Source organism: uncultured Formosa sp. (genome assembly GCF_947500765.1).
In the GTDB taxonomy this organism is placed as follows: domain Bacteria; phylum Bacteroidota; class Bacteroidia; order Flavobacteriales; family Flavobacteriaceae; genus Formosa.
This window is the reverse complement of record NZ_CANMTH010000012.1, coordinates 67,328-80,666: the sequence shown is the minus strand read 5'-3', so window position 1 is coordinate 80,666 and position 13,339 is coordinate 67,328. Positions and strand designations below refer to the sequence as shown.

General features: G+C 32.7%; 10 protein-coding genes. 7 read left to right on the top strand and 3 right to left on the bottom strand.

The features are described 5' to 3' along the window. Positions 1-84: 84 nt before the first annotated feature. The 3 genes from serS to Q1B05_RS16560 all read left to right on the top strand — a co-directional run bounded on the left by serS (position 85) and on the right by Q1B05_RS16560 (position 4,112). Positions 85-1,356, top strand: a complete 1,272-nt coding sequence (gene serS, locus Q1B05_RS16570; protein ID WP_299782184.1) for a serine--tRNA ligase — start codon at positions 85-87, stop codon at positions 1,354-1,356. 497 nt (positions 1,357-1,853) lie between these two features. Beyond that, positions 1,854-3,590 (top strand): tetratricopeptide repeat protein, encoded by a 1,737-nt coding sequence (locus Q1B05_RS16565; RefSeq protein WP_299782182.1) that lies wholly within the window; start codon positions 1,854-1,856, stop codon positions 3,588-3,590. 3 nt (positions 3,591-3,593) lie between these two features. Next, on the top strand, positions 3,594-4,112 hold the full coding sequence (locus tag Q1B05_RS16560; RefSeq protein ID WP_299782180.1) for a GNAT family N-acetyltransferase: 519 nt from the start codon (positions 3,594-3,596) through the stop codon (positions 4,110-4,112). An 8-nt stretch (positions 4,113-4,120) separates the two neighbouring features. Here Q1B05_RS16560 and fucU read toward each other — a convergent pair whose 3' ends face one another. After that, complete coding sequence (gene fucU, locus Q1B05_RS16555) at positions 4,121-4,555, bottom strand: L-fucose mutarotase (RefSeq protein WP_299782178.1); 435 nt, start codon at positions 4,553-4,555, stop codon at positions 4,121-4,123. 271 nt (positions 4,556-4,826) lie between these two features. Here fucU and Q1B05_RS16550 point away from each other — a divergent pair, with 271 nt between their 5' ends. The 4 genes from Q1B05_RS16550 to Q1B05_RS16535 all read left to right on the top strand — a co-directional run bounded on the left by Q1B05_RS16550 (position 4,827) and on the right by Q1B05_RS16535 (position 8,385). Then, on the top strand, positions 4,827-5,153 hold the full coding sequence (locus tag Q1B05_RS16550; protein ID WP_299782176.1) for a DUF4286 family protein: 327 nt from the start codon (positions 4,827-4,829) through the stop codon (positions 5,151-5,153). A gap of 5 nt (positions 5,154-5,158) precedes the next feature. Beyond that, entirely contained in the window at positions 5,159-5,944 is a 786-nt protein-coding gene (gene rsmA / locus Q1B05_RS16545; RefSeq protein WP_299782174.1) for a 16S rRNA (adenine(1518)-N(6)/adenine(1519)-N(6))-dimethyltransferase RsmA, read from the top strand. Further along, positions 5,944-7,317 carry a magnesium transporter gene (gene mgtE / locus Q1B05_RS16540; RefSeq protein ID WP_299782172.1) on the top strand — a complete coding sequence of 458 codons (1,374 nt, stop codon included), beginning with the start codon at positions 5,944-5,946 and terminating at the stop codon, positions 7,315-7,317. The genes rsmA and mgtE overlap by 1 nt, the downstream gene beginning before the upstream one ends. Positions 7,318-7,446: 129 nt before the next feature. Further along, positions 7,447-8,385 (top strand): 2-hydroxyacid dehydrogenase, encoded by a 939-nt coding sequence (locus Q1B05_RS16535; RefSeq protein ID WP_299782170.1) that lies wholly within the window; start codon positions 7,447-7,449, stop codon positions 8,383-8,385. A gap of 105 nt (positions 8,386-8,490) precedes the next feature. Here the strand turns inward: Q1B05_RS16535 and Q1B05_RS16530 are convergent, their stop codons facing one another. Next, entirely contained in the window at positions 8,491-11,169 is a 2,679-nt protein-coding gene (locus Q1B05_RS16530; RefSeq protein ID WP_299782168.1) for an AsmA-like C-terminal region-containing protein, read from the bottom strand. Positions 11,170-11,480: 311 nt separating this feature from the next. Continuing rightward, complete coding sequence (locus Q1B05_RS16525) at positions 11,481-13,334, bottom strand: lysophospholipid acyltransferase family protein (protein ID WP_299782166.1); 1,854 nt, start codon at positions 13,332-13,334, stop codon at positions 11,481-11,483. Positions 13,335-13,339: the final 5 nt, after the last annotated feature.

Genomic DNA, 13,339 nt, shown 5'->3' with positions numbered 1-13,339 from the left:
AACATTTTTAAATAAAGTAAAAAAGATACAGCGAAAAGCCTGGTCTTGTCAATAAACAAGAAACGCCCAAATTAAAAAAATAAGATGTTACAAATCCCTTTTATACGAGATAATAAAGAGCGTATTATTGCAAATTTAGCTAAGCGAAATATTGATGCTACAGAAATGATTTCTGAAGTTATTAATCTTGACGAAGCGCGTAGAACTACGCAAGCACAACTTGATAACACATTAGCTGAAGCTAACTCATTATCGAAAGAAATTGGGAATTTGTATAAAAGTGGTGAAACACAGAAAGCAAATATTTTAAAAGAAAAAAGCGGACAATTAAAGGAATTATCTAAAGAATTAACCGAGACTTTAAACGAAAAATCTGAGGCCTTAAGTCAGTTACTTTATAAAATTCCAAACGTACCAAACGATAGTGTTCCCGCAGGAAGTACTGAAGATGATAATGAAGAAATCTTTAGAGCTGGCGATATTCCTACATTATACGATGGAGCCGTACCACATTGGGAAATAGCGAAAAAATACGACATTATAGATTTTGAATTAGGAAACAAAATTACAGGTGCTGGGTTTCCGGTTTATAAAGGAAAAGGTGCCCGATTACAACGTGCATTAATTGCATACTTTTTAGATAAAAATACAGCTGCCGGTTACACAGAATATCAGCTACCACTTATGGTAAATGAAGCTTCTGGTTACGGAACAGGGCAATTGCCAGATAAAGAAGGGCAAATGTACCATGTAACAGCAGATAATTTATATTTAATCCCTACAGCAGAAGTCCCTGGAACAAACATTTTTAGAGATGTTGTGTTAAACGAAAGCGATTTACCTATAGGAATTACAGGATATACACCTTGTTTTAGACGTGAAGCTGGAAGTTATGGAGCACACGTTAGAGGGTTAAATAGACTACACCAATTCGATAAAGTTGAGATTTTACGTGTAGAGCATCCTGAGAATTCTTACAAAGCATTAGACGGCATGGTAGATCATGTTAAAAGTATTCTTGAAGACTTAAAATTACCTTATAGAATTTTAAGATTATGTGGTGGCGATCTTGGATTTACATCGGCTTTAACATTCGATTTTGAAGTATTTTCTACTGCTCAAGACCGTTGGTTAGAAATATCATCTGTATCTAATTTTGAAACATTTCAAGCCAATCGTTTAAAATTACGTTTTAAAAATAAAGAAGGTAAAAATGAATTGGCACACACATTAAATGGAAGCTCTTTAGCTTTGCCAAGAGTTTTAGCTGGTATATTAGAAAATTACCAAACAGAAAAAGGAATTGTTATTCCGGACGCTTTAGTCCCTTATACCGGTTTTTCAATAATTGACTAAATTCGAAAATGCATTATTTTTCCTACACGAAGAAAAGGGAAAACCACATAAAATTCGATTAAATACAAACTAAGAGCGTTGTTCAACGAATTTATCTAGTTTAATTTTGAATTTTAATTATTTCTTTGGAAGTTCGTAAAAGCAAATAAACTTACACACATGTAAGATCGACCTAAAACAGGTTATTTTTAGAGTTAAGTTAATTAAAATTGCGAATAGTAAAATCGACATTTAAAATTATGAGTTCGAGAATCGCTTAAAAATACGACTCAAAACTCCTAATTAAACATATAAAAGAATCCAACAAAGTAATTGAATCATACTTGAATTGACAGTAGATTAATAGCACTCTTATTTTGGTTGGTGTAAATGCCTGATTTATCAGGCATTTTTTATGCGCCTATTTTTCGTTTGTTATATGCACTTTCCTATATTTACAACAACTTAGATTTACTATGAGATTTTTATTTGTTTGTTGCATGCTTTTAAGTTTTTGTATGTTTTCGCAAGAAGACAAAACGGCCAAACAATATTTTAAAAATGGTGAGTTTGAAAAAGCAAAAATTACCTACCAAAAGTTACTAAAAAACAGGCCAAACAATATAATCTATATCAAGGCTTATACAGAGACACTACAACAATTAGAACAATATACTGAAGTTGATTCACTTTTAAACAAAGCATTAACCGATATTAAATATCCAGCATTTTTAGTAAATTTAGGTTATAATTTTCAATTACAAAACAACTTAGTAAAGGCGAACGAAAATTATGAAAAAGCCATAGAAAGCATCGATATAAACACTAGTTATGTTAACTCTGTAGCTAAAGAATTTCAAGACTATTCACTATTAGATTTAGCTATACGTGCTTACGAAAAAGCAATATCTCTGGACAAGGATTTAGACTTTACCATACAATTATCTAAAATTTATGGAGAACAAGGTAATATTGAAAAGATGTTTGTGAGTTATGTAGATTTTATTGAAAAAAATCCGTTGTATAGAAATGACCTAAAACGCATTTTTAATGACTTTTTAACCGAAGATCCTTACAACGAAAACAACATCATTCTTAAAAAAGCTTTATTAAGAAAAATACAGCAAAATCCAGATCTAATCTGGAACGAGTTATTGAGTTGGTTATTTATTCAGCAAAAAGAATTCAATAAATCTTTTGCTCAAGAGAAAGCCATTTACAATAGACTACCAGAAAGTTTAAACCGTATGGAAGAATTAGCATCCATAGCAACTACACAAGAGGATTATAATACGGCAACAAAGGTTTACAACTACATTATCGAGACGTCCCAGGACATAGACACGAAACTAAATGCCCATTATAATTTACTACAGTTTCAAAGCCTTTTAGCTTTAGAAAAAGATTATAAATCTATACAATCAGACTATTTAAAACTGTTTGAAACCTACGGTACACAAACTCAAACGTTAAAACTCCAAATTGCTTACAGTCACTTTTTAGCATTTTACTTGCACCAAACACCTGAAGCAGAACTCTTTTTAAAAAAATCTTTAAATCTAAAATTAAAAAAGCAAGAAATAGCCGAAATAAAACTAGAGCTTGCAGATATTTTGGTTTTACAAGAAAAGTTTAATGAAGCCTTAATTTATTATACTCAAATTCAGCGAAGTTTAAAAAACAGCGTTATATCTCAAGAAGCGAGATTTAGAGTTGCAAAAACCAGTTATTATAAAGGTGATTTTAAATGGGCAGAATCGCAGTTAAATATTCTAAAACAATCTACATCTCAACTAATCGCAAACGATGCCTTAGATTTAAAGCTTTTAATTTCTGACAATAAGTATGAAGATTCTACCCAAACAGCTTTAAAACTATATGCAAAAGCAGATTTATTAGCTTACCAAAACAAACCTAAAGAAGCAATTATTGTATTAGATACAATATTAAAAAATCACAGCACAGAACCAATTGCAGAACAAACCCTATATAAGCAAGCTAAATTATTTGAAGCTCAAAAAGAATACGGGAATGCCGAAAATAACTATCAACTGCTAATAGCAAATCATAAAGACGGTTTATTGATAGACGACGCCTATTTTTCAATGGCAGAATTATATAAAAACAAACTCAATCTACCCGAAAAAGCAAAACCATTATACGAACACATTATATTCAACTTTTCTGACAGCATCTATTTTGTAGAAGCTAGAACGCAATTTAGAATGTTACGTGGCGACTCCCTAAACCAATAACTTATGCACATATCTTCTACAGAGAGGTTAGTTCTTGAAGAACTAAACATGTCGGACGCACCGTTTATTCTAGAACTCATGAACACACCACATTGGTTAGAACATATTGGAGATCGTAATATTAAAACGTTGGATGATGCCGAAAACGCTATTAGAAATCCGCATCTTAAAAGTTATCGCGAAAATGGTTTTGGTTTTTACAAATTACTTTTAAAATCTGAAAACCTAATACCTATTGGTGTTTGCGGATTAATAAAACGCCCGGAGCTTGATGGTGTAGATATTGGATTTGCATTTTTACCAGCATACGAGCGCAAAGGTTTTGGGTATGAATCGGCTGTAGAAATTATAAAGCTAGCCAAAACAAAATTCAATTTAAAGGAAATAATAGCAATTGTCTCTCCTGAGAATTCTAATTCAATTAAATTACTCGAAAAACTAGGTTTAACCTATCAAAAAAAAGTAACACCTTTTTCAGACGGGAAGGAATTGTTATTATTATCTAAAACATTTAACACATAACCTAATTTTTAGAGGATAGGCGTCACCCCCTTTTTCAGAATAACATTACCATATTTAGCTGTTTCTCCAGTTACTACAACTGCATACGCTTTGGTTGTACGCTCATAAAATGCAAAACGTTCAATATATTTAATTTCGGAAGCATCTGGATAAACTCCCTGTATACTTTTTAAGTAATTATTTTGCACATCCTCATCTAGTGTGTCTCCTGGTACAGCAGCCATCATCATCAAAGGCGACGGATCGTAACTGTCTAACATAAAAAGTGGTAAAACTCCAGTTAATAAATCCGGAATCTTAACACCATCTAACCTTAAAACTTTAGTATTATAGGTATACGCAGGAAAATGTGCATCGGCAAAGACAATTTCTTCGCCATGTCCCATTTCGGCAAGTACTTTTAATAATTCTGGACTAATTAAAGGAGAAATTCCTCTTAACATAGATTTACTTTTTAGTTATTATATTCTGCTATTCTTGCTAAATAATTCACATTTCTGTAAATATTCAGCTTTACAAGAATTACGGCTAAATTAATTAAAAATCAGCTTTAATTCACTTAATACTGGAATTCGTTCTTGTTTGTCAATTTCATCCACAACTAATTGCAATTGCGTTAAATTTCATAGAAAATTAGACCTAACTTACCAAAAAACAGAAATTCATTTTGTTCATGACAACGAGTTGTTGTTATTTGCAAAAAAATTAAATTACATGTATATCTATAATGTTACCTCTAATGTTAGCGATGCAGTACACGACACCTGGATTGTTTGGATGAAAGAAGAGCATATTCCACAAGTACTTTCTGTTGGCACATTTTATCAAGCGAAACTAACACGCGTTCTTGTTGAAGAAGACATGGGAGGCAAAACCTATTCTGTACAATACCGTGCAAAAACACGAGAAGCGTTAGATACCTATTACTCTGAATTTGCAGAATTATTACGCACAGAAGCCTTTAAAAAGTTTGGAGAAAACGTGTTGGCTTTTAGAACAGAGTTAGAAATAATAGACGAATACAGCGTAACAAAACAATAATTTATATGACGGTAAAAGCAAAAAAACACTTAGGACAACATTTTCTTAACGACGAATCTATTGCTGAAAAAATTGCAAATACACTATCTTTTCAAGGCTATAAAAATGTTCTAGAAATTGGTCCAGGCATGGGTGTTTTAACTAAATATTTGCTTGACAAGCCTACAAAAACCTATGTTGTAGAAATCGATTCTGAATCTGTAGATTACCTAAAGGCAAACTATTTAAATTTAGCCGATCGTGTTATCGAAAAAGATTTTTTAAAATACGATATTAACGAAGTATTTAAAGGAGAATCTTTTGCAATTATTGGAAATTACCCATATAATATTTCGACACAAATTTTATTTAAAACCTTAGAAATGCGGGATCAAATTCCTGAATTTTCGGGTATGTTTCAAAAAGAAGTTGCACAACGTATTTGCGAAAAAGAAGGCAGTAAAGCTTATGGTATTTTATCGGTACTAACACAAGCTTTTTACGACGCAGAATATTTATTTACCGTACCACCACACGTGTTTAATCCGCCACCAAAAGTAGATTCTGGAGTATTGCGATTAACACGAAAGGAAAATTTTACATTATCCTGTAATGAAGCCATGCTTTTCAAAGTTGTAAAAGCTTCATTTCAACAACGAAGAAAAACGCTTCGTAACAGTTTAAAAACATTCAATCTCTCAGATAATTTAAGAGAAGATAGTATCTTTGGGCAGCGTCCAGAGCAACTATCAGTAGCACAATTTATTTCGCTCACAGAGCGCATAGAAAACGACCTTAAATCACAAGAATAGTGGAGGAAAACGACGACAATATTCAGTTTAAAATAAGCGACGAACTTATTGAACAGGTAGAACAACTAATTGAATCTAAGGACAATATAAGGATTTTAGATGTATTAGATGATATTCACCATGCCGATATTGCCGAAATTTTAGAAGAAATAGACATAGATCATGCCACCTATGTTATTAAACTTTTAGATAGCGTTAAGACTGCAGAAGTTTTAATGGAATTAGACGAGGATACTCGTGAAAAAATTCTAGCTACACTTTCTGCTAAAGAAATTGCCGAGGAAATCGAAGAGCTCGATACCGATGATGCGGCAGATATGATTTCGGAATTACCAGAAGAGCGCCAACAACATGTTATAAATCATATTGAAGATCAAGAGCACGCTCAGGATATTAAAGATTTATTACGTTATGATGATAACGTTGCCGGTGGATTAATGGCTAAAGAACTTGTAAAAGTAAACGAAAACTGGACCATTACTCAATGTGTAAAAGAAATGCGATTACAAGCAGAAGAAGTAACGCGTGTGCATTCTATTTATGTAGTAGACGATAACGACAAACTTATAGGTCGTTTATCGCTAAAAGACCTGCTAATTGCCTCGCCAAGAACGCATATTTCAAATGTATATATTCCAAAAGTAGACTATGTTTATGTAAATGAAAATGTGGAAGAAGTCGCTAATATTATGCAGAAATACGACTTGGAAGCCATTCCTGTAGTCGATAAAAATCAAATTCTTTTAGGTCGCATTACCATTGATGATATTGTAGATGTTATTCGAGAAGAAGCCGAAAAAGATTACCAACTTGCCGCAGGTATTACCAGAGATGTAGAAGCAGATGATAGCATCTGGAAACTTACAAAAGCACGCCTTCCATGGTTATTAATTGGTATGTTTGGCGGTCTTGGTGCAGCTAGTATTATAAATAATTTTAGCGGCGCTATGGGCGAATATATTATTTTACTAAGCTTTGTCCCACTTATTCAAGCAACCGCAGGAAATGTAGGTGTACAGTCTTCTGCAATTGTAGTTCAAGGGTTAGCAAATAACACTATGGATAGTAATCTTTTAAGACAGCTATTTAAAGAATTTACGCTTGGACTAGTAAACGGTCTCGCTATTGCTTTAATAGCATTATGCGTTACACACTTTGCTTTTGGTACGCCATATAAAGTTTCCATCACAATTGGTTTAGCACTTATTGCTGTAATTGTTATGGCTGCAATAATTGGTACATTTATTCCGATTCTTTTAGACAAACGCGGTATAGATCCCGCTGTAGCTACAGGTCCTTTTATAACCACAAGTAACGATGTTTTTGGTATCTTAATTTACTTCTTAATAGCAAAAGCAATGTTAGGTTTTTAATTTGGGAGCTACCCAAGGGTCAGGCTTTCACGACTCGCTTTTTTAGACAAAAAAACTAAAAAGAGCTTAAACAAATCGCTCAATCGGTAACGCAAAAGTTTGTAAATTTGAACTCTAATTTTCAGTATTATGACCATTCTTCACCTGGATAGTAATCATCCTCTTTTAAAACATCAATTAACCGATTTAGGGTTCGAAAACCATGACGATTTCACATCAACTAAATCTGAAATTGAAGCCAAAATAAGTCAATACGACGGTATTATTATTAGAAGCAGATTCACAATAGACAAACAATTTTTAGATGCTGCAACCAACTTAAAATTTATTGGTCGTGTAGGTGCAGGTTTAGAAAATATAGACTGTGATTATGCTGAGTCTAAAAATATTCGACTTATTTCTGCCCCAGAAGGTAACAGAAATGCTGTGGGCGAACACACGCTAGGTATGCTCCTGTCTCTATTTAATAAACTAAATAAAGCCGACCATGAAGTTCGAGAAGGAAAATGGCTACGCGAAGATAATCGTGGTTTAGAATTAGATGGAAAAACAGTAGGAATTATCGGGTACGGAAACATGGGAAATGCATTCTCTAAAAAACTTCGTGGCTTCGATGTTAAAGTGTTATGTTACGATATTAAAGACGGTGTTGGAAACGAAAATGCCAAACAAGTAGACTTACAAACGTTTCAGAACGAAGTTGATGTGCTTAGTATACATACGCCACAAACACCACTCACGTTAAACATGATAAACGCAGCATTTATAAACAGCTTCAAAAAACCATTTTGGCTTCTTAACACAGCTAGAGGTAAAAGTGTTGTAACTACCGATTTAGTTACAGCTTTAAAGGCTAAACAGATTTTAGGAGCTGGACTAGACGTTTTGGAATACGAAAAAGCATCTTTCGAAAATCTTTTCACTGAAGATAATATGCCTGAAGCTTTTAAATATTTAATTGAAGCCGAAAACGTATTACTTACACCACATGTTGCGGGTTGGACCATAGAAAGTAAAGAAAAACTGGCACAAACAATTGTCGATAAAATTCAAAAACAATTTGCATAACAGCTAGTTTAATCACAAACATTAAGAAAGCAAAAATATAAGCACAAAAAAGCTGAAGATAAAACCTTCAGCTTTTTTTATTTAAACAGAAAATACATTAAAAATTTAATTTCCTGTTTTAGTTGTATCTTTTTTCTTTCCGAACAAGCCATTTAATAAATTATCGGCTGCTTTTTTAATGTTATCCGTTTGCACAGAATCTTTCGTTTTTGTAGCCTCTGTAGTTACATTTGTAGAGTCTTTAGAAGTGCTTTCGCCTAAGAAACTACTTAAAGCATCTTTTACTTTATTACTCCCTTCATTTATTAGCTTATCTTTTTGCATATCAACAAGCTTAGTTGTTAACGCTGTAGCTGTAGCACTTAAATCTGTAGTTATAGATGGGTTGGTAACATTACCACCTATTACAGCTGTTACAGGCACGGTAATATTTTCAGCATCAGGATCGTTTAGTTTTGTTAATAGATTCTTTACATCATTACCGAGGTATTTTGCAGGAACATCAAAAGTTGCGTTATAATTTAAAGTCTGATTAAAACCATGACTTCCAGCAACCTGAACATCGATATCCTTAAATTTAAGGTTAAAAGGTTTTACATTTACTTGTCCATCGTTAAACGTTAAGGTTGTATTTATTTTTTTTGTTTCACCTTCTTCAAAATTTAAAAATTTTAAACGATCTACCAACGCACTTAACACTTTGCTATCTTTAGAATCGACATCACTAACAAGTAATTCCGCTAAAGCATTTCCAGAAAGGGTATTTAAATTAGGCGTAAAATTGTTACTTAAATCTCCTTTTATTTCAAAATTAGAATTTAAAAGCCCTTTAAAAGCCTGAGCAATTGGTGCTAAAGCTTTCAACATATCCAAACCTTTAAAAGACTGCGCCATATCAAAACTTTGCATACCTAATTTCATATCAAAAGTTGGTGTTTGTCCTTTAGTTGAAACCGCTCCATTTAATGCTATTTTACCTCCAAATAAATTAGAACTAAAATCTTTTAAAGTAACAGTCTCATCCTTTACAAGTAAAGTTCCTGACGCTTCTTTTAGCGTTAAATTATCGTAAAGCACCGTATTTGCTTTTGCTGTAATTGTAGCATCTAAAAATGCTGGAATTTTTATTTCTTCAGAACTCACAGTGACTTCTGTTGCAGATTTATCTGTATTTAAAGTTTCATTATTTGTTGTAGATTCAGGGATTTCACTTTCGGTCATAAAATCGTTTACAGCAAACGTATTGGAATTAAGTGTGAAATTTCCTTTTAGTTTTTGGTCGTTAAACATATAACCTAATAAATTATCTATAGATCCTTTTGCAGAAAGATCTGTACGTCCTGTTTTAGCTTCAAAAGCATTTAAAGTAACGTTTTGAGTATTAAATATCAAACCTGCTTTAGAAATTTGAATTGGATTCTTCATGTCTTCAGAATTAAATTCAAAACCAGTTAATCCTAGCGATCCGCTATTTTTTGTATCCTGATATCGACCATCTTCTATGGCTTTCATATCGAATGCCGTAGTTATATTAGCATCTAATACCCCTTTTAATTGTTGTTCTACAGAAAACGGATACGCTTGCGATAGATTCCCCAAATTAATACGTCCTTTTAAATTTGCTTTGACCAATGGATTTCCCATTATATTTTTAATAGTCGCATTTGCACTAAATACATCTTGCGCTATTTTAAATGTTAACGCATTTATATTTAAATAAGTATTTTCTAACAATCCTGTATTGTTAGCGATCTTAGTGTCTATTGTAATATTAGAAACCGATTGTGGTAAATCCGGATATTTAAATGATGCATTATTAGATGTAATTGCAATATTAAATGCAGGAATATGTGTATCGTCTACAGTCCCATTTAAAGTTCCTTGCACGACAAAATCTCCTGTTGTTTGCACATTTTCTATCTCTTTAGAGTATGCTGCAGGAATTAAAGCTAAGAAGTTTTTAAAATCTGAAGATGGTGTTTTAAAGGTAATATCTACATCCTGACTAGCATCGTTAAGTTTCACAGATCCGTCGAAAACCAACTCCAATTGATTAATTATGGCCTTATTTTCTAAAAACGTATATATGTTCTGATCTAAATCGATACCCAATTTAGCATCTAACCGTATAGGTGTTTCTTTAAAATAATTAGTACCATCCATATCGAAAGACATGAGCCCACTAGTTTTTGTATCAAGTTCAGATTTTACTGCAGAAAGATCGCCTGTTCCAGAATGATTAAAATCGTTTAATTCGAAATACATTTTCCCTTGCTCATCATAATATTTAATTTGAGAATTTGTGATCTCGTAATTTTGCACAGATAAAGACACCGTACTCGTTTGCACATCTGAAGTTGTTACTGGAACTGCTTCCTCTTCCTTTTTAGCAATATCGTAATTTACATTACCATCTGCATCTATAAGAATGTTAATAACCGCACTATCTATACTGAATGAATTTACAGTATACGACTCGCCTTCTCCATTAAAAATTTGCATAAACGGCACACTAATATTTGCGCTTTTTGCAGCAACTAAAGTTTGACCAGCAAATGTTCCGGTATTTAAAATACTCATATCGTTTATAGAAACCGTAACTTCTGGAAAGTTCTTGATAAAACTAATATCTGCATCTGCAAAATCAAATTCTGCATCTATATTTTTATTGACTGTACTTTTTACAATATCAAGTATTTTTCCTTCAAATAAAAAAGGCGCAGCAATTAAGAAAACGATAAGTAATCCTATTACAATACCTACTATTTTAAGCGTTTTTTTCATGTTAATTTTATTTACTAATTACTTTTATCATAGAATGATGCCACAAAAATGAGGCGTTTATTACACTTCTAGTGAGACTTTAATATAAGTTTATATGTTTGGTACAAAATTGAGGATAAGCCGTTTAAAATTCAAGTTTTACTCCGCTTTATTTATGAATTAAAATCACACAAAAAAAGTAAAAAAAACACAGTTACAAGGACGTTTTTGGTTCGATTATTAACGCAATAAAAAAGACCATCATTACAGACAGTCTTTTACATTATTATTAACTTGAAAATGTATTGAAATCTTATCTTTTTAAATCAAAATTAAGGTGTTGGTGTTGAAGGTTGCTCTCCGTTACCAGAAAATTTACGTTCCAATTCTTCTTGAAATTCTTCCATAACAGGACGCACTGTACTTTCTGGCAAATCTTCAATTTTAATATACATTAAGCCATCTACCGCATTATTAAATAAAGGATCTACATTAAACGCAACTAATCTTGCATTTTGTTTTATATACTTTTTAAGTAATACAGGCAATCTTAAATTTCCAGGTTCTACCTCATCAATAATCTTATCGAACTTGTTTAAATCTGCTTCTGTAGCATCGAAAACAAAATCTTTATCTGCATCCTTCAGCTTCACTTTAAATTCTTTTTTAGGATGTACATATTGTGCCACATACGGATCGTAATAATGAGATTTCATAAACTCAATCATCAACGATTTTGAAAAATTAGAAAACTGATTACTTATACTTACGCCTCCAATTAAATATTTATGTTCTGGGTAACGCAACGTAGTATGTACAATACCACGCCAAAGCAGAAACAAAGGCATGGGTTTTTGCTGAAATTCTTTAATGATAAAAGCACGTCCCATTTCTATGGATTCGCTCATCATTTTATGTAATTCGGGCTCAAAACGGAATAAATCTTGAAGATAAAATCCATCAATACCATACTTTTTGAATATCTCTGAGCCTAAGCCCATTCGGTAAGCACCCGCAATGACTTTTTGATCGTCGTCCCAGAGGAACATATGATGGTAATAACTATCAAACTTATCTAAATCTATAGATTCATTAGTACCTTCACCAATCTCACGAAATGTAATTTCTCTTAAACGACCAATTTCACGAAGAATATTAGGCATATCACTTGATGGTGCCAAAAAAACTTCATAGTTTTTACTTTGTAATAGTCTACAATCTAAAGCGCGCAAGTTTTCGACTTCTTCTTCGACCAAAATAGCATCTCCAGGCTTTACTATTCGTTTTGGTGCTTTGGTAGATTTCAAATTTAAGGTTGACGCTAAGCTGCTTAATATTTTAGATTTTTCTTCGAAAGCATTCGCTAACATATATGTTTTCCGTCTTAAAAATTCGGAATACTCTGGTAACGTAGCATGCTCTTTCTGATCTGCAACTGGTATAGGCTTACCAATACGCACTTTAATAATACGTCTTTTTTGTGTTAAAACTTCAGACGGCAGCTTAGCTGTTCTTAATGTATCGCTAAGTTTCGAAATTTCGTAAAACAATTTACTGTTTTTCGCATGGAAATATATTGGAACTACAGGAACCTCCGCTCGTTTTACCAATTTTAAAGCCGTAGCCTCCCATGGTTTATCTACAACCAATTTACCTTCCCTGTAGGTAGATACTTCACCAGCAGGAAACATGCCTAAAGGATGTCCTTCTCTTAAATGCAACAAGGCCTTTTTAAATCCGATAACACTAGATTTTATATCTTTTCTATTCTCAAAAGGATTTACAGGCATAATAAAAGGCTTTAAAGGCTCAATGCGATTTAGCAAAAAATTAGCCATTATTTTAAAGTCATCTCGTTGCTCCAACAACAATTTAAGTAATAGAATACCATCGATTCCTCCCAAAGGGTGGTTAGAAACCGTAATAAAAGCACCTGTTTTTGGTAAACGTTTTAAATCTTCTTCAGGAATTTCGAATTTAATATCAAACTCTTCTAATATACGATCTAAAAACACAGTGTTTTCTAGATGCTTATTTTCAAGATAAAATTTATTAATTGTAGAAATCTTTAAGAACTTCATTAAGCTCCAGCCCACAAATGTGCCTAGAAAACCAAACTTATCTAAATTGACAGCACTTGCTACTTCATTTGCAGTTACTAATCCCTTTTCTTCATTTTTCGCCATGGTCG